This is a genomic window from Lactobacillus acetotolerans DSM 20749 = JCM 3825 (assembly GCF_001436775.1).
Classification (GTDB): domain Bacteria; phylum Bacillota; class Bacilli; order Lactobacillales; family Lactobacillaceae; genus Lactobacillus; species Lactobacillus acetotolerans.
In genome coordinates, this window is sequence record NZ_AYZC01000032.1 from 1 (window position 1) to 18,277 (window position 18,277).

14 protein-coding genes are annotated in these 18,277 nt (G+C 36.9%); 10 read left to right on the forward strand and 4 right to left on the reverse strand.

Annotated features, from left to right (window positions below):
• Positions 1-255: 255 nt before the first annotated feature.
• A complete protein-coding gene (locus FC77_RS05625; protein ID WP_056970543.1) occupies positions 256-831 on the reverse strand; it encodes a DNA-3-methyladenine glycosylase I in 576 nt (191 codons plus the stop codon).
• Between the two features lie 173 nt (positions 832-1,004).
• Here FC77_RS05625 and FC77_RS05630 point away from each other — a divergent pair, with 173 nt between their 5' ends.
• From FC77_RS05630 to FC77_RS05655, 6 genes are all read left to right on the forward strand, one after another.
• Positions 1,005-1,490, forward strand: coding sequence for a hypothetical protein (locus tag FC77_RS05630; protein WP_054682013.1), 486 nt, complete (start codon positions 1,005-1,007; stop codon positions 1,488-1,490).
• Positions 1,491-1,544: 54 nt separating this feature from the next.
• Entirely contained in the window at positions 1,545-2,942 is a 1,398-nt protein-coding gene (locus FC77_RS05635; protein ID WP_056970545.1) for a metallophosphoesterase family protein, read from the forward strand.
• 127 nt (positions 2,943-3,069) lie between these two features.
• Positions 3,070-5,019 (forward strand): asparagine synthase (glutamine-hydrolyzing), encoded by a 1,950-nt coding sequence (asnB, locus tag FC77_RS05640; protein WP_056970547.1) that lies wholly within the window; start codon positions 3,070-3,072, stop codon positions 5,017-5,019.
• A gap of 20 nt (positions 5,020-5,039) precedes the next feature.
• On the forward strand, positions 5,040-6,338 hold the full coding sequence (locus tag FC77_RS05645; protein WP_056970558.1) for a carboxylate--amine ligase: 1,299 nt from the start codon (positions 5,040-5,042) through the stop codon (positions 6,336-6,338).
• A 121-nt stretch (positions 6,339-6,459) separates the two neighbouring features.
• Positions 6,460-7,677: an MDR family MFS transporter gene (locus tag FC77_RS05650; RefSeq protein ID WP_056970549.1), complete on the forward strand. Its 1,218-nt coding sequence runs from the start codon at positions 6,460-6,462 to the stop codon at positions 7,675-7,677.
• A gap of 93 nt (positions 7,678-7,770) precedes the next feature.
• Positions 7,771-9,723, forward strand: coding sequence for a M13 family metallopeptidase (locus FC77_RS05655; protein ID WP_056970550.1), 1,953 nt, complete (start codon positions 7,771-7,773; stop codon positions 9,721-9,723).
• 93 nt (positions 9,724-9,816) lie between these two features.
• On the opposite strand, the gene FC77_RS05660 is transcribed toward FC77_RS05655, so the two are convergent.
• The 3 genes from FC77_RS05660 to FC77_RS05670 form a co-directional block, all read right to left on the reverse strand.
• Positions 9,817-11,838 carry a KUP/HAK/KT family potassium transporter gene (locus FC77_RS05660; protein WP_056970552.1) on the reverse strand — a complete coding sequence of 674 codons (2,022 nt, stop codon included), beginning with the start codon at positions 11,836-11,838 and terminating at the stop codon, positions 9,817-9,819.
• Positions 11,839-11,959: 121 nt separating this feature from the next.
• The gene (locus FC77_RS05665; RefSeq protein WP_054682015.1) at positions 11,960-12,400 is read right to left on the reverse strand and encodes a hypothetical protein; all 441 of its coding nucleotides are present in this window, start codon (positions 12,398-12,400) and stop codon (positions 11,960-11,962) included.
• A gap of 106 nt (positions 12,401-12,506) precedes the next feature.
• The gene (locus FC77_RS05670; protein WP_056970554.1) at positions 12,507-13,412 is read right to left on the reverse strand and encodes a hypothetical protein; all 906 of its coding nucleotides are present in this window, start codon (positions 13,410-13,412) and stop codon (positions 12,507-12,509) included.
• Between the two features lie 291 nt (positions 13,413-13,703).
• Between FC77_RS05670 and FC77_RS05675 the strand changes: the two genes are divergently transcribed.
• The 4 genes from FC77_RS05675 to FC77_RS05690 all read left to right on the forward strand — a co-directional run bounded on the left by FC77_RS05675 (position 13,704) and on the right by FC77_RS05690 (position 17,721).
• Positions 13,704-13,925: a DUF1659 domain-containing protein gene (locus tag FC77_RS05675; protein WP_054682021.1), complete on the forward strand. Its 222-nt coding sequence runs from the start codon at positions 13,704-13,706 to the stop codon at positions 13,923-13,925.
• A gap of 55 nt (positions 13,926-13,980) precedes the next feature.
• On the forward strand, positions 13,981-14,238 hold the full coding sequence (locus FC77_RS05680) for a DUF2922 domain-containing protein (protein ID WP_054682023.1): 258 nt from the start codon (positions 13,981-13,983) through the stop codon (positions 14,236-14,238).
• Between the two features lie 496 nt (positions 14,239-14,734).
• Complete coding sequence (locus FC77_RS05685) at positions 14,735-16,594, forward strand: SLAP domain-containing protein (protein ID WP_054682025.1); 1,860 nt, start codon at positions 14,735-14,737, stop codon at positions 16,592-16,594.
• A gap of 269 nt (positions 16,595-16,863) precedes the next feature.
• Positions 16,864-17,721, forward strand: coding sequence for a hypothetical protein (locus FC77_RS05690; RefSeq protein ID WP_056970556.1), 858 nt, complete (start codon positions 16,864-16,866; stop codon positions 17,719-17,721).
• The last annotated feature ends 556 nt before the right edge of the window (positions 17,722-18,277 follow it).

Here is an 18,277-nt window from a genome sequence, read left to right on the forward strand (position 1 = left end):
ATACATATCAAATTTTAGCAAATTTAATTATACCATTAAAGAGATAAATTTAAGCAAGAAAGCAGGAGAAAGACCAAATTCATCCCCTCATCAATAGATGGGGAGGTATTCTTTGTTCTTTCTCCTAACTGTTTGTTCTCATTGCATAAATGGTTTACTGAAGAGAAAATTTACTTCATAACTCATCTTTTCTCCTTAATAATAAGTATATATGATTATGTCGCTCTGACAAATAAATAGAAGCGTAAAAATTTCCTATCCCTTGTACTTGAAAGGACAATGTTCTAAATGATCGTTGATTAGTCCGATTCCCTGTAAATATGAATAAATAATTACCGGCCCCACAAAAAAGAAGCCGTCTTTTTTCATCTGTTTGGCTATTTTTTTAGCAATATCATTGGTAGTTGGTACCTCATCATAAGTTTCTGGGTGGTGCACAATTGTTGTCGGAATAAAATGCTGTAAATATTTGGCAAAGTTGCCATCCTTAGCTTGCACCATCAGAATTGCCTTAGCATTTTTAATTGCAGCGTTAATCTTCATTTTATTGCGAATAATAGAACTATCTTGCATTAATTTATTAACGTCTTCATCGGTCATTTGGGCAACCTCGACCGGATCGAAATTTTTAAAAGCTTTGCGGAAATTCTCACGTTTGTGCAATACTACCGACCAATTAAGTCCCGATTGGAATAATTCCAGTACCAACATTTCGTATAAATAGTGTTCATTTAAGTTGAGCTTGCCCCATTCATGATCATGATATTTTTGCACAATTTTATCCCGTGTTTGACCCCACGGACAACGTAAATTAGCTATATTTGTTTGCATTGTTATCTCCTTTAGATCAAGTTTACTTTTCTATTGTTAAGTACGCAAAAAGAGACAGCTTTTTCTATAAAAATATTTTAAAAAATATAAATAAAAAGTAACTTTTCATAGTCTAAAAAGCGAAACATTATCTTTTTTTGTTATAATAGAAGATGAAATTTTAGGAGGCCGAAATGGAAAAGCTGGATACAATGAAATTGGCTGATGATTTAGCCTTATTACAAGATAAAGTTTTAGGTAAAGAACAATCTTTTAATGCTGATGCTGTTTATAAAATAATTGATGGCTTAGGTGTTTTAGATAAGCCAATTAAAGATTACTTTAATATGACCGAAGATCAATATTATGAATCTGAAAGTGATCATAAGTTAACTTTGGTAAATCTTTCAGAGAAATTGACTGATCTGCATGACCGAATTTTAACGAATCACGTTGATGGTTATGTCGATAAAGATCAAATTCATCTGACTTATAATCATGAAAATCCTTATGAAGATGATTTCTATAATCCAGAAGTTGATTATCATGTTATTACTTACAGTCTTAAGGTGATCGGTGCTGTTCAATCGGTCGCAGCCAAAGACTTGCAAGGAGTATTATCTAAAGATGCTGTTTTGTCATTGGGGCTTGCTACCTACGCTTTAGCAAACAACGCATAGTTTTATATAGTCGGCAATGGTTGCCGGCTTTTTCTTTATCTTCGAGGCGTAATTATGAAAATTTTTAAACAAGCTAGAGGATTTGCTGATAAATTTTTAGGTGCAAAAAGACGTGCATCACTTGAACCAAGCAATGAAAACTTGGATCCCATGCAAAAATATACAACAGTAGGTGAATACCATGTGGGGAAGTCTGAAGGCACACCCGGTGGTCAACCATATGAATTAACCGTTTATAAAGATGAAAAAGATATTTTATATCAAGCTCTTAGTCTAGAAAGTTCTCAAAATCTTGCCCCGGAATATGTTCGTCAATTTAATAAAAAATTAGGACGTTTTCGTGCTTTTAAGAATAGGGAAACGGGTCGGCGTTACCAGGTAGAAAAATATCTGGACGGTTTTGTTGAACGGGTAAAAAATCACGTACGTAAGGGTGAAGACTCAATTAATATTAGTGTGATCACTGATACCCACTATAAATATCGAGATAGCACTGATTTTTATGGCTGGAATGGTTTAACCCATGTAAACGAATTCTCTTATTTAGATGATTCAGGTCTTCTAGATTTAAAGGTACATTTAGGTGACTGGATTGATGGTTCCGATACTGGCTTTGTCAGTGAAGGTGAACTCATGCGGTTGCGTGAAGCATTCAAATCAAATAATGTTCCCTATATTATGCTTAAGGGTAACCATGACGAAAACGATAAATTTGATGAACACCATGATTTACGTGCATCGTTTCCAGAAAATGAATTTGAGAATATTATGTGGCCTTCAATGTACGAACAGGCCCGCGTTCATTACTTATCCCGGCAACACGGTGTTTGTTACTATGATTTTGATGATTTACGTTTTATTTCGGTTAATACCTCGGATTTACCTTATATTTTAGATTCTAAAGGACAGAAGAAGTACGATGCCAAGCTTACTTTAGCTGTCAGGGAGGATCAAATTGAGGAAATTATTGAAATCCTTGAAAAATCATCTGGTAAAAAGATAATCTTTTTGAGTCATGCTAATCCGATCAATCGTAAGGGGTCTAATGCTTTGAAATATAACGGCCGGTCTTTGCATGAACTTTTGGTTGCTTTTAACCAAGGTGAGAAGGGTCGGATGCATTCAAGTGTAGGTGTGCCACCAGAATTTCGGCTGGCAAATGATTTTGATTTTACCCATATTAAAGATGCACGGATTGTTGCTTACTTCTGTGGTCACCGCCACCGTGAGGATCAATACCGGATTAATGGCATTCAGTACATTTTATTTAATTGTTCAGCTTTGATGGGACCAAACCATGTCTTGACAACAAAGTACAATAAAAACTGGCACCGGGAAATTGATAGTGCCACAGAATTTGCTGGGTATATCGTTAACATTGACTTGAAAAAGCACATTATTCAAGCATTTGGTTATGGAGCCGCTTCCAAACGAAGAATCTTTTTTATTTAGTTAAATTAGTGCAAAGCAGTTTGGTAATTGCAAATCTTTAGCATATAATAAAAAAGTTAAAGTGGAGTTATTGAGTTGAAATTATGAAATACAATATTTAAAAAATTTGTTAAAGGAAGTTTGAAGCATGTGCGGAATCGCTGCATTTTATGATCCAGAAATTAATGATAAACAATCTGCTATTGGTAAAATGATGGCAACAATCAAGCATCGTGGGCCTGATTCTGATGGTTATTATACTAATGATAAAGTTGCTCTTGGTTTTAGAAGACTTTCAATTATTGATCTTCGTGGTGGTAACCAGCCAATTTTTAATGAAGATAAATCACGGGCAATTATCTTTAATGGTGAAATTTACAATTTTAAACCGTTAAGAAAAGAATTAATCAAGGCAGGTCACAAGTTCACTACCAAAGCTGATACTGAAGTTTTGCTTCATGGCTTTGAAGAGTGGGGTATGGATGGCCTGCTTAAGCGTGTTCGTGGCATGTTTGCCTTCTTTATTTGGGATAATAACAATCAAACTCTTTATGGGGCTCGTGACTTCTTTGGTATTAAACCGCTATACTATAGCGACCAAGATGGCCACCTTCTTGTTGGTTCAGAATTGAAGAGCTTTTTGGCTTTTCCAGGCTTTAAAAAAGAGTTAAACGTGGAAGCAGTTAAGCCATACTTAATGAATCAATACAATGATTTGGATGAAACCTTCTTTAAAGGCGTATATCGTTTTCCAGCAGGCCATTGGTTTGAGTATAAAGATGGGAAAATGAAAACCCATAAGTACTGGGATGCTGAATATAAAGAAAACAATCTGAGCTTTGAAGCTACTGTGCAAAAGATCGATGAGGATCTTAGAGAAACGGTCAAATTGTACCGGAATGCAGATGTTCCGGTTGGTGCCTTCTTATCAGAAGGTGTTGATTCAAGCTACATTACCAGCATCTTAAATCCGGATGATGTTTTCTCAGTTTCCTTTGATGACTCGACCTATAATGAGGCTTCTAAAGCAAAGGCTTTAGCCGATATGAAGGGTTGGAAATTCTATTCAAAAAAGGTTAACGCCGATGAGGCAATGAAAGACTTCCCTGAGATGCAGTACCACATGGATGAACCTGATGCTAACCCATCAATCATTCCTCTTTGGTATCTGTGTAAGATGGCTCGTAAACATGTTACGGTTGCACTTTCCGGTGAAGGTGCCGACGAATTATTTGCAGGTTATGTTAACTACGGGATGCATACCCACAGCAATGTGATTAAGGTCTTTACTTCAGAATTGAAGAAATTGCCTAAGCATAGTCAGGTAAAATTAGCCCGTAAGGTTAAGAAGATGCCTGATTTTCCTGGCAAGGTTCATATTTACACCAACTTAGCTGAGCCAAGCGAATTTTACGTTGGGCAATCAGTTATTTACGATATGGATTATCCGACTATCTTCACTTCTAAGGATGCAAATGATATTTTGCAACCGACCTATCGCAATAAATTGACGGTTAATGGTATTTACCAAAAAGATTTTAAGAAGGTTAAGGGTATCGATAATGTTAAGCAGATGCAGTACATTGATTTGCACCACTTTATGCTTAACGATATTGAACAAAAAGCCGATAAGATTTCGATGGCTCATTCACTTGAATTGCGTGTTCCTTATTTGGATAAGAATATTGCGGAACTTGCTAATTCGATTCCAACTAAATATTTGATGAACCGGCATGATACTAAATACGCACTTCGTAAAGCCTCAGAAAAAGCCGTACCAGAAGAGTGGGCAAAGCGTCCTAAGCTGGGTTTTCCAACCCCAATTAAGCAGTGGTTACAAGAACCACGTTTTTACAAGCAAGTGCGAAAATTATTCAGTGAAGATTTCGTTAATGATATTTTCGATCAAAAGAAGATTTTGCAGTTACTTGATGAAAATTATAAGGGCGATGGTTCACACCGCCGGCAAATTTGGACCATCTATACTTTCCTTGTTTGGTACAAATTATTCTTTGTTGACTATGACAACACCGTTAAGAAGTATCAACGTGTTCAGCCAGAAGTAGCAAACTTACTTAAGCAGGGAAGGTTAGTTTAACCAGGGGATGACTAATGAAAATGAGTAAAGATTTTACACCTATTTTACTTGGTAGTGATATTAATGTTTATGGAATGGCCCGGTCATTTAATGAGGCTTATGGGATCAAGGTTCATGCGTTAGCTGATTCGCAGTTGGCAGCAACCCGTTTTTCTAAAATTGTTGATGTAGAACTGCATGAAGGATTTAGTGAAGATCCAACTTTCATGAATGTTATGCGTGACAAGATGCAGGTTTATAAGGATCATAAGAAACCGGTTATTTTGATTGCTTGTGGCGATGGTTACGCAGAGCTTCTGTCTAAACATAAGGAAGAATTAAAGAAGGTTTTCGTAGTTCCTTATATTGACTATGATCTTCTTAAGGTGATTATTACTAAGGAAGGCTTTTATAAGACCGCTGAAAAATACGGCTTGCCGTATCCGAAGACTAAGATTATTACTATCGATGATTACAAGGCAGAGAATTATTTAACTATTCCATTTGATTACCCTGTAGAATTAAAACCGGCGGACCCTGTTTCTTGGCTTGATGTACATTTTAAAGGCCGTAAAAAGGTATTTACCATTCATGATGAGGGTGAATTAGCCGATATTGTTGGTAAAATCTATGGTAATGGTTATAAAGCCGATCTAATTTTGCAAGACTTTATCCCAGGGGATGACTCCAACATGCGTGTGCTTAATGCTTACGTTGATAAGAATCATCAGATTAAGATGATGTGTATGGGTCACCCACTTTTGGAGGATCCTACTCCACAATCAATCGGAAATTACATGGCCATTCTGCCCGAGTACGATGAGAAGTTGTATGAAGAAGCAGAAACATTCCTTGAAAAGATTAATTATACAGGGATGGCTAACTTTGATATCAAATTCGATGTACGTGATGGTCAATACAAATTCTTTGAGATCAACTTACGGCAAGGACGTTCCAGTTTCTACGTTACCTTAAATGGTTATAACTTAGCTAAGTGGTACGTTGATGATTATGTCTATGATGATTTAAAGGATAAGTCAGCGGTTTATGGTAACAAGTTGAAGTCTAAGCATGTTTTATGGCTTGGTGTCCCTATTAAGATCTTCAAGCAGTATGCTTATAAAAATAAGGCTAAGAAGACGGCTGAAGAATTAATTCACGAAGACCGTTATGGTACTACCGTCTTTTACGATAAAGATAAGAGCTTTAAGCGTTGGCTTCTTATGAAATACATGTTCCATAATTACTACGCGCGGTATAAGAAATATTACGAAGTAAATAAGGGTCAATTCTTTGAAGAAGAGGCCAAAAAATTAGCTGCTAAAGGTAGAAATAGTTAACTAATTTAAGATAATAATTAAAAAATTTTAAATAAAGGAAGAACAATACTTTTCACGAAGCACTGTTCTTTTTTTAACCATCTTGATACACTTATACCAAGAAATAGGGAGGATTGATTAAATGAAACTAACACATGGACCAATCAAAACTGATGAGATTAAATTACGCTGGCTGATTCTTGGTGAATTGGCTGCCTGGATTGGTTCCAGCTTCGTTTGGCCGCTGACTTCCGTTTATCTCAATAAGCAGCTGCACATCAGCCTTTCTATGATTGGGGTAGTCTTATTCTTTAATTGTGCGGGTAATATCTTGGGATCGATGATTGCTGGGCGACTCTATGATCGTTGCAATCCTTACCCTTTAATCTTATGGGGATTAGGCTTGAGTGCCGTTGTTTTGTTCATAATGGCTGCCTTTCATGGCTGGCCTGAATATTGGATTTGGCTGACGATCACCGGTTTCCTTAGTGGCTGGGACGGAACCCTGATTAATTCAATTGCAACTAGTTTGAAAAAATATCCGAGTCGCTACGTTTTCAACGTCTTGTATTTTTCGCAAAATTTAGGTGTGGTAACTGGAACCTTAATAGTAGGTTACCTCTATGATTATTCAATTGTCTTGCTATTTATAATTGCAGGAGCACTTTTTGTGATTGCCTTTATTAACGCAGCAATTAATTACCGCCCAATTATTAACTTTAGCAAAGAACGCTCAAACAAAGAAAAGAGTGGAGAAAAGCAAAAAGCACAGCCGATGCCTAAGCGGAATTTTATGATGACAATAACTTTCCTCACTACGTTAGCCGTAACCTGGTTAATGTACATGAACTGGGAATCTAACTTATCTGTTTACATGGTTTCCTTAGGCATACCTTTCCACTTATACAGTTTGTTGTGGACATTGAATGCTGGTGTGATTGTAATTGTACAGGGGATTTTAACCAGATTTCCGCATATTTTTAAAAATCTGTTCCACCAGATCGTCTTTGGTATTATCATGTTTTCACTTTCATTTGTTACCCTGATTTTTGCTAAGGATTTTCCACATTTTGCCTTATCAATGTTCATATTGACACTAGGCGAATCTACCGCATTTCCAGCAATCCCTGCTTACATTAATGAATTGTCACCAATTACCAGTAAAGGTAAGTATCAAGGGGCAATTATGGTAGCAAGTGGAATTGGTCGTGCCTTTGGTCCACTATTTGGCGGGATGATTATAGACCATGCCGGCTATATTCCATTCTTTACGGTTGCTGCAGTGATTATTTTCTTGATGGTTTTATTGCTTGTTCCAATGTATGAAAAATTACGCAAGCATCTAACCATCTATAAATAAGTTTTGTAAACGCAATTTAACGGCAGTAGTTCCATTAAAATGCTATTATTAAGCTAGTTTAGTTTTAATTTAGAAATAAAAAGGAGATTCTGAATGAGTAGAATTGCAAAAGTTCGTGGTGGGAGTGGCGATGTTATTGAGCCTAAAGTCGGCACTCGTCCCCAAGATAACTTATATCTAGCTGTTAATTCAGAATGGATTAAAAATGCTAAGATTCCTTCAGATCGTTCACGGACTAGTTCGTTTGACGGAATTGATGTAAATGTTGAAAAGAAAATGATGAAGGACTTTGCTGCTTTTGCAGATGGTAAGAAAGATTTACCAAACGTGAAGGACTTTGATAAAGCGGTTGATTTGTATAAGATTGCCCGTGACTTCGACAAGCGTAACAGTGATGGAGCTGCTCCAATCAAAGCTGATTTATCCCTTCTTGAAGGTATTAGCAATTTTTCAGATTATAATTTAAAAGCACCTGATTTAGCTAAAAATGGTTTTGATTTGCCTTTCAGCTTTTACGTTGATGCTGATATGAAAAATACCAAGGTAAACGTACTGCAATTTGGCGGTCCAGGCACTTTCTTACCTGATACAACAACTTATAAGACGCCTGCAGCTAAGAAGCTTCTTGATGTACTTAAAAAGCAATCAGAAAATCTGCTGAAAATGGCCGGTGTTTCTGAAGATCAGGCTAATAAGTATGTTGAGGATGCTATCAAATTTGATGCTAAAATTGCTAAGTTAGTTAAGTCGACTGAAGAGTGGGCTGATTATCCAGCAACTTACAACCCAATGAAGATCGCTGACTTTGAAAATAAATTCGATGGCTTTACCATTAGTTACTTCTTAAAGGAGGCTATTGGTGAAGAACCTGAACGGATTATTGTCACTGAACCGCGTTACTTAGAGCATATTAATGAATTAATTAATAAAGACAACGTTGATGAAATCAAGGGTTGGACCCTAGTTAACTTTATTAACGGTGTGGCATCTGACTTGTCGCAAGATTTCCGTGAAGCAGCATTTCCATTTAGCCATGCTTTATCTGGTCAACCAAAATTATCTTCGGGTGAGAAGCAGGCTTATCATATAGCTGATGGTGCATTCAGTGAAGTAGTCGGAGTTTACTATGGTAAGAACTACTTTGGTGCTGATGCCAAAAAAGATGTTTTGGATATGATCCACCGGATGCTAAATGTTTATGAAAAGCGTATCAATGAAAATAGCTGGCTTTCTGAAGCGACCAAGAAGAAGGCAATTGTTAAGTTGCGTGCCCTGATTTTAAAAGTTGGTTATCCAGACAAGATTGAAAAGATCTATGATCGGTTAAAGGTAATTCCAGCTAGTGAAGGTGGCACCTTATATTCAAATGAACGTGCTTTTACAGTTGAAAGTATCAAATATAATATTGAAAAGTTGCATAAAGAAGTTGACCGCACTGTATGGTTAATGGCAGGTAATGAGGTTAACGCATGTTATGATCCGCAAAGAAATGATCTGACCTTCCCAGCCGCAATTTTGCAGGCCCCGTTTTACGACTTGAAGCAAGACCGAGCTACTAACTTTGGTGGCATCGGTACGGTTATTGCGCATGAAGTTTCCCATGCGTTTGATAATAATGGTGCTAAATTTGATGAATTTGGTAACATGAAGAATTGGTGGACCAAGGATGATTACGCTGAATTTAAGAAGCGTACTCAGGCTGAAATTGACCTGTTTGATGGTATTCAATATGGTCCAGTTAAGCTCAATGGTAAGCAAATTGTTTCCGAAAACATTGCTGATCAAGGTGGGTTAACCGCTGCAGTTGAAGCTGCCAAAAATGAAGGCGATGATTTGAAGAAGTTATTTGAAAACTTTGCTCGTGTTTGGGCAAACAAGCAATTAACCGAATCAATTAAGACGCAAGTATCTGTGGATGTTCATGCACCAGGTCCAGAACGTGCCAACGTACAATCACAATGTCAAGATGAATTTTATAAGGCATTTGATGTTAAACCGAGTGATGGTATGTGGCTAGATCCTGATAAACGAGTTCATATTTGGTAATTATTTATAAATAAAAATAAAACCGTTATCTTTGTAGCGAAAGATAACGGCTTTTGTGTTTAGTGAGAATTTTTCACCAGACCTACTGATCAATTAATCTTCTTTTTTCAAATTAGAATAATCTTTTGGAGCTACGCGCTTAATATGTGGTCGCTTAGTTTTACCTAAGATGAGGGGCGCACGCTCGACTACTGTATCTGCATATTCCAAGCCGAACCAGGTGGCTGGATTTGAGGATAAGTTCTGCAGCCAAACACGAGCCTGAACGATCCATTTTTCATAACCCTGTAATTTAGTTAAAGGACTAACGACGTCGTTAACAATAACGAAGGAGAAGTCGCCGACTTCACGGCCAGGGCTAGTAGTGTACTCTTGTGGCTGTGCTTCGATGGTGCCGTCTGCGATTAGATCATGGACAATTTGCCGTAGGTAAACATTCACGCTGGTTTGTTTCTTAAAACCAAGGTAGAGCTGAACGTTGATTACGTTCTTAGTACCGTAAGTGTTGACCGCATATTTAGCTGTAAATGGTTCGTTGGTTACGTTGACTGTGACGAACCAATAGGCACGTGCGCGTTTAGGGCGTTTATCCAAAATCGAGTATAGAATTTCTCGTTTAATAAATTTGTTGTACTTAACCTTAGCCATGTAAACCAAGTTAGTGGCGTAAGTTGGGTAGTCATCATCGTGACTTAGGTCCGTTAACATATCTGTGTATTCATCTAATCGGACATAAGCATTTGTCTCTTCATGTTGATCACGTACCTTGTTGCCAAAGTACCAGATGAACATAATGACCCCAATGAAACCAGCAATTAAGACGGTAACGTAACCACCATGTAGGAATTTAGTCAAACTTGAGATTAAGAACATGGTTTCGATGAAGCCGAAGATTAGTAAAAAGCAAAGCCGTAAAATAAACGGCCGTTTTTTCTTACCCAAGTATTCAAAGAGCAGCAGGGTTGTCATGAGCATGGTAACCGTGATGGACAGGCCATAAGCTGCTTCCATGTGTTCTGAAGTTTGGAAGAAAAATACGATGGCAATGGTAGCAACACAAAGCATTTTATTTACAGATGGGATATAAATTTGTCCTTTCTCAGTTGTGGGGTAGTTAATGTTCATTCTTGGCAGGAATTTCAATCCGCTGGCTTCAGAAACCAGGGTAAAGGAACCTGTGATTAAAGCCTGTGAGGCAATGATGGCTGCAACTGTTGCCAAGATAACGGCAAACATTCTCAAGCTAGCAGGCATTGATGTGAAGAAGGGGTTGATCTCCGCGCCGCTTCCCCTGTAGTTGGTATTTTGCAAAATCCAAACGCCTTGGCCCAGATAATTTAGTGCCAAGCAGATGAAGACGTATGGCCAAGAGCCTCTAATGTTGCCCTTACCGACATGACCGACGTCAGAGTATAAAGCTTCAGCACCGGTAGTTGCCAGAAAAATCGACCCTAGTATAAAAATACCTACCTTATTAGCAGGGCTAAATAGAATTCTGATTGCCCAAACAGGATTAAGTGCCTCTAAAATTGACCAGTCGTGAGACATATTAGCTATTCCGGTTAAACCTAAGAAGGTAAACCAGACAAACATGATGGGGCCAAAGGCTTTACCAATAATGCTTGTACCCATTCTTTGGATTGAAAAGAGCAGAAGCAAAATGACAATAGTGATAGCAATAACCACGCTTTGATTTGGTACGGGGATATTCGCACCAAATTTCATTTTCTTTAACCCTTCAATTGAGGTGGTAACAGTAACGGCTGGAGTTAGAGTCCCATCGGCTAATAATGCGGCACCACCAACTAAGGCAGGGATAACCAACCATTTAGCACGTTTGCGGACTAAAGCATAGAGTGCAAAGATTCCGCCTTCACCGTGGTTGGTTGCATTTAATGCAATCATTACGTATTTGAATGTTGTTAGCAAGGTAACCGTCCAAAGGATCAATGAGATTGAACCAATGATTAGTTCTCGGCTGGCAGTAGCTAAACCACCGTTACCTTCCAAAATTGACTTCATTACATATAAAGGACTGGTACCAATATCACCATAGACAATCCCAATAGTGATTAGGAGCCCGGCCATCGTTATGCGTTTTCTTTTTCGATCCATGTTATAAGTACTCCCATAGCTCAAAAATAATAAATATTATTTCATAAAAAAAGAATGTCATGATGACATTCTTTTTTGAACATATCTAGTTTGTTCTTTTTATGCTTGTTACGCAAGCAAATTATGATAAAGAGCGAGGAATTTGTGCACGCCGCTTTTCATACCAGGTGCCCCAGTCCTTGTAAGTCTTCATGTTTTTGGGATCAATATCTTCTTTCTTGGCAATTTCATCAAGAATGTTTTGGAAGTTGTAATCGTGATATTGCAAAACGTGGTTGATTAGTTGTTTACGTGGGAAGTGGATATTGTTCATCAAGTAATGGTTGATATCTACCATATTGGAATTGGTATCGTATAAGTTGATGATTTCCAAATCGTGTTGATTAAACTCTGAGATATAAAAGTTAGCAAAAACCTTTAAATAATCAGGTTGTTCCTTAACGTCTTCAGCAGGCATGGTGACACGGTTAGGTTCGGGCATGTCGACTTTAAGATCATCATTTTCTTCTTCAGTATCTTTATCTTCGTCTTTAGTTTTATTTTTCTTCTCTTCTTCAGTCAAAGTGAACGCTCCTTATAAGTAATAATGGAAAAATAAGTAATAATGGAAAAACAGAAAATTCATTAGTAATTCTACCGAGTTTAGTCACTAAAAGCAACTATTGTACCTATTTAAGGTAGGATTTAATATCATTTTTAGTGATTTGGCTTGGATCTGAATGATCAGACTTTCTGTAAAGATCGATCAAATCTTGTGGGCTCCATGAACTTGAGTCATAACCTAATGAACCTACTTTCTTACGAAGCTGACTAATTTGGCTTGAACCAACGGTCTTGCCGTTAACCTTGTGGTCGCCCATCGCACCTGCACCGGTCTTGCCAGCATTGCCAGTACTATCAGAGGTATCAGTGTTAGAACTTTCCTTCTTTTCTGATTTATCTGTAGATGAATTAGATGATGAATCTTCTTTATTAGAATCTTCGGATTCGTCATGACTGTCAGTTAAATCTTTATCACGTTTAATGCCATCTTCTGCCTGCTTCTCGTACTTACCATAATACTTACCATTAATATAAGGAAGATCTAGTACCTTTTTATATTCTGAAACAGCTTTTTTGTACTGCTCGTCTTTTTCTTCCTTCTTAGCTTTCTTAAACAAGGGCTTGATTTCGTGTTCGTAATTGTCTTTGACATCATTAATGGTGCTGCGTAACTCTTTCCCTTGGTTCTTAAGTACCTCGTAACCGCCATCTTGGTTGATTACATCCTTAACTGTGTCGAGAGCATCGTTGTAATTGCCATTTTTAGTGGAATTGATTGCATCGACCATGCCGTCAGACTGATCTTTGTAATTGTGGGCTTCATCGGTATTCTTAATATCGTAAGCATGGCTAAAGTCACTGCTTGCTTCGGGATACTTCTTAGCCGTTACCGCATTTTTGCCACTAGCCATAGCCTGGGTATAAGCTGCATTATTATTGTTGTTACTTAATTTATGTGTGGCATAGATTACACCACCGCCAAGGGCGATGATGAGGACAGCCACGATTGTCCAAATAGTAGTTTTCTTCATATTAATATCTGTTCCTTCTATATAATTGTCTGCAATAGCAGATTATTGCCTTTTATCTATCTATTTTTTGATTTAAGATTAAATAATTATTAAAATTCGCACTTTTTATTATAGCAGAAATCCCTGTCTAATAGGATTCTACCAAAAAAGTTCAACTTTTTTCAAAAAAGATGTCCCATTTTTCGATCTCAAATCGTTAGTATTAGTGTAAGATATCTAGCGCGCAGATTGATTACAAAATTCTAAACTTTAAAAACATTTTACTATATATAAGGAAGGTTTCGAAAAATTATGAACTTTGAACTTTTAGAACAATCAATCCAATACACTTTCAATAACGGCAAATATGGGGAAGACGGATTCAAGAAACGCATCTTTAAGAATGTGAAGAGGGATGCAACTGCAGATGGCTTAGCTAAAGTCGGTAGCGCAATTGCTTCTCTTCAAGATGATGCTTTAGGTGCAGCTACACTGATCCAGAAACAAGGTATTCCACTTGTTGACCAAGCATAATTCGATTAAGTAAAACTAACAGATTTAAACAGATATATTATAGGAGACTAAAAAAATGACAGAAACAACTAACACTTTGAGATTGACATTCTTAAACAGCGAGAACAAGAAGAGTAACTTATCATTTCCTGATGCAGCCGCTAACTTAGACAAGGTTGCAGTTAAGGGAGCAATGGACGTTATTTCTAAGGAAGGCGTCTTTGAAAAGGAAGAGGTTGATTTATATAAGGTTCCTCACTCCGCTTCATATATTGAACGTACTGTTACTACTGTATTTGATGATTCTAAGACTACTGCAGGTGAGCAGGCTTAGTCTAGAAGTCTTACTTCAAATCATTGAATTGGTTGGCAGAATTAAGAAATTGCTGAAAACGCTAACTCCTGAAAATTAAATATTACTAAAGCACAGTATTTTGTTACCTATTTGTAAAATTCAAATATTTTCAAAATTAGTAATAAAAATTTGTAAAGGCGGGGAGACCCGCCTTTTCTTATTATACCCGTGTTCGCGGAGTGCTAAAAAATTGCAGTGCTTATTTTAAAGCCGAAATCAATTGTTACAAGCGAGTTTATAACAAGTCTTTAGCTTGCTTTTTCGGATAAAGATAGTACAATAAGAATCGTGGTAGGTAATAAGACTATGCTTCAGGCGTGAAGCCTGTACGCATGCTGGTTTTTCAACCGAACTACTACCTCATGGGAGTTATAGACTCATGGATTCGGTTCGAAGGATTTTGTACATTATAGGCTCTAACAAGCTGAACCTATAGCTTATTACTTAGTTTATATTTTCAAGGAGGAAAGACCACATGAAGAAAAATTTAAGAATTGTTAGTGCTGCTGCTGCTGCATTATTAACTGTTGCTCCAGTTGCTGCTACTGCTGTTTCAACTCCAGTATTTGCTGGTACTGCTGATTTAGGCTCAGGTACAACCACACCTGCTACTGATGCCACTAAGATTAGTGCTTCATTATCACTTGCTAACCCAAATTTATTTAAGAAAGGTACTAAGGTTTCAGATCTTAACTGGAACTCAAATGTTACCGTTGATGGCAAGCCAGGTTATGTCACAGGTGATATTAAAGTCTATGATATGGATGCTGATGCAAATAAGGGTAAAATCACGAAAGATCAGCAAGGTAATTATACCTTTGATGGCGCTACAGCAATGGGTGACAATGACACCTTACAAGCTGGGCATACATATATAGCTGCTATTGTTGGTACTTCCGACAATCCAGCAAAGATTTATGCTAACAACGCAATCAAGAATGGTGACAAATATAGTGTTAATGGCGAAACTGCTACTACAGCTAACGCTGATAATGAATTCAATTATTCTGGTGCTATTTCTAGCTCACCAAAGACTGTTCATGATTCTACTTTACCTGGTGTTCCATTCTTTACGGATAAGAATGATAACTTTGTAACTAGTGGCTCTGTTGACCCATCTTCAAACTCTGTAAAAGCCGTAGTTAAAGCTATTCAAGACGAATACGAAGCTTCAGATACTAATGATGCTTACAGTGATTCTGTAAGTGGTATGGATGATGCTTCACTTACAGCTGATGTAAAGGCTGGACTTGCTGCTGGTGACGTTACATTAAACTCTGATGGTGACACTTATAGTGCTGCATCTTCATACTTAGTAAATGTAACTGTAACAGCTGTAAATGATAAGAAAGCTACTTTACCAATTACTGTTCACTTAGCTGGTAAGAGTTCAACTCATGATTCATCATACCCAGTTATTACCTTCGCTGGTGACCAAGAGAAAGATAGCCAAGGTAACATTTCATCAATTACAAGTTATAATGATCAAGACGTTGAATTTACCGGTGACTACGCTAAGAAATATGATTATGTTCCATTAAATGGCAATATTGACAAGAGTGGAATTGAAAGTTTATTCAGCGCACAAGTAAGTGGTTCAAATAGTGCGAAGATTACACCATCATTTGACTTCAGCAAGGTTGATACCAAAGTTGCTGGTGCTTACAAAGTTCCTGTAACTGCTACTAACCCTGATGGTAAGAAGACCACCTTCACACTTACTCTTCACGTAGGTGCTAAGGATGCTGTTTACAAGCAAGTTACTGATGATGCACCTATCTACACTATTAATGGTAACAAGGTAAGTTCAACTAAGGATACTGTTCCAAAGGGTTCAAACATTGCTACATTCGACACTGTAACTCTTGGTGGCAAATCATACACTAGAATCAACTCAGAAGATTCTAATCAATTTGTTGAAAGCAAGTACTTAAGCGATGCTTCAACTGAAGAGAAGAAGACTAGCAAGAAGATTATGCACAATGCATATATCTACGACAAGGACCACAACCGTGTTGGTAAGAAGATGTTAGCTGCTTACACTGATGTTGATGTTTACGGTGAAGCTACCAAAGATTCTAAGGGTAACTTAGTTTACAAGATTGGTGACAATCAATACGTAATGGCAGACAACATTACTGGTACTGAACGTACTTTGAGCCACAACTCATACGTTTACGCAACTAGCAAGAAGCGTGCTAACAACAAAGATATCTTAGCTGGTACTAAGGTTACTACTTATGGTTCCCCTTACACATTCAAGAATGGTAAGAGCTACTACAGAGTTGGTGGACCTGCAAAGCAATATATCAAGGTTGTTAACTTTGCTAAGTAATTAACAATTAGTTAATTCTAATTTGAGAAAAGCGTGGATTTATTCCTCGCTTTTTTCTTTTGCAATAGATGAATTTTCCACTTTATAAAATAATTATTATTAGAATAGCTAAAGAATTAGCTCAATAGACATTAATTTGGCTGTTGAGCTTTTTTATTTAGCTAAATCTAAAATACGGCTATGCGAATAATATAAAGTCCTGTATAATTCTAAGAATAATTGCTATTTGGCAATAAAATATGTATAGGTATATGTAGGAGGATAGTATCTTGAAAAACAGCCTATGTCTTGACTTGTTCCCTAATCCGGGTCTGCCAACACAAAATAAATACCAGCATTTTTCTAAGGATATGATTAAGAAAAAAGTTGGTAAAGAAAAAGAGTTGGAGTCTTATATTTCGGAGGATTCATCGTATTGTGTTAATCCTAATATGTTTGCTCTTTATGATTTTAAGAAGGAGCCACTATTGGGAAAATATCAGAGTGTGATTGTAGATCGGAAGGAAGGTATTGTTCTTAGTAAACGTAGTAGTAAAGCTCATTTTCATGATCTGCTTAAGTATAAATTGCTAATGGGACTGACTTTTCAGAAAGAAATTGCTCGGCGATTAGGTTATAAGGATCGGCACGTAATTTCCACTGGCAAACTAGCGTATTTTTCAATTCGTGGTTATACGAAAGCAAGTAATGATTGGGTATCACTACACTTAATGGATGATTATCAGATCTTGGGCAATCGAAGTATTAGATTTAAATCAATTGAACTTAATGGCGTTACTTATACTTTTACATTTGCTAATTGTTGCAGACATATCCGTTCTAAGATAGCTGAGAGTCTCCGTCATAATAATGTAGTTTTTAAGGTTAGCAACTATCATCTGAAGCATACGATGGGTTGGCCAATTTATCGTTTGCGTGGCAAGAAGTCTTTACTTGATAAAGAGGAATACTTTACTCCCCATCCAGCAATTGAATTTTTTACTATGAAAGAAATTTGTGCTGATTTAATGAACCAAAAGCATTCTAAATATGGCAAAATGATGGCAGAACTTTTCCAATTAGATTTTATGAAGGAGGATCATAAACTAATCTATAGATTGTCCCAACGTGATGATTCTTTGTTTTAAAGTTGTGAATTTTGCTTTTTCATAGTCATGTGTCTAATTGCTTTTCATGGTTAGTTTGCATTATACTGAAGTTGGTTGTTCGAGGGTGGCTATAAAGTAGTTGTTAGTAGAATGATCATAATTTCATATAGTTCGCAGGAAGGCACACTTCCTGACATCTCATAAAATTAAGTTGGTCTGCAAGTAGGTTTGGGCAACGATTATCCTACTTACGGACATATAAACTGACTGAATTATAAACGATTCAGTTTTTACTTAAACGGCACCTGGAAAGGTGCCGTTTTTTGGTTTAACGCAGTAAGATGCAAATTTCGAAAATTAGATATGAATTTCTAAATTCTTGTAAAGAGAAAAGAAAAATTAAAAAATAAATAATGAGAAAATGGACTAAGTGCTCCTTTTTTGTGTAATAAAATTTATGATTGATATCTTTAATGTATACAGACATAATAAGTTATGTAGTAGAATTTTTTGTTCAAAGAGTCAGCTTAAATAAGTTTCCCTGATTTAAAATTGAAGTGCAACACAAATAGAACTTAAACAAAAAGGTCACGAA

What these genes read in the sequence shown, in the direction of transcription:
- FC77_RS05635 (WP_056970545.1), top strand. Translation starts at nt 1,545, where the DNA reads ATGAAAATTTTTAAACAAGCTAGAGGATTTGCTGATAAATTTTTAGGT.
- asnB (WP_056970547.1), top strand. Translation starts at nt 3,070, where the DNA reads ATGTGCGGAATCGCTGCATTTTATGATCCAGAAATTAATGATAAACAA.
- FC77_RS05655 (WP_056970550.1), top strand. Translation starts at nt 7,771, where the DNA reads ATGAGTAGAATTGCAAAAGTTCGTGGTGGGAGTGGCGATGTTATTGAG.
- FC77_RS05680 (WP_054682023.1), top strand. Translation starts at nt 13,981, where the DNA reads ATGACAGAAACAACTAACACTTTGAGATTGACATTCTTAAACAGCGAG.
- FC77_RS05670 (WP_056970554.1), bottom strand. Translation starts at nt 13,412, where the DNA reads ATGAAGAAAACTACTATTTGGACAATCGTGGCTGTCCTCATCATCGCC.
- FC77_RS05645 (WP_056970558.1), top strand. Translation starts at nt 5,040, where the DNA reads ATGAGTAAAGATTTTACACCTATTTTACTTGGTAGTGATATTAATGTT.
- FC77_RS05650 (WP_056970549.1), top strand. Translation starts at nt 6,460, where the DNA reads ATGAAACTAACACATGGACCAATCAAAACTGATGAGATTAAATTACGC.
- FC77_RS05625 (WP_056970543.1), bottom strand. Translation starts at nt 831, where the DNA reads ATGCAAACAAATATAGCTAATTTACGTTGTCCGTGGGGTCAAACACGG.
- FC77_RS05660 (WP_056970552.1), bottom strand. Translation starts at nt 11,838, where the DNA reads ATGGATCGAAAAAGAAAACGCATAACGATGGCCGGGCTCCTAATCACT.
- FC77_RS05685 (WP_054682025.1), top strand. Translation starts at nt 14,735, where the DNA reads ATGAAGAAAAATTTAAGAATTGTTAGTGCTGCTGCTGCTGCATTATTA.
- FC77_RS05675 (WP_054682021.1), top strand. Translation starts at nt 13,704, where the DNA reads ATGAACTTTGAACTTTTAGAACAATCAATCCAATACACTTTCAATAAC.
- FC77_RS05630 (WP_054682013.1), top strand. Translation starts at nt 1,005, where the DNA reads ATGGAAAAGCTGGATACAATGAAATTGGCTGATGATTTAGCCTTATTA.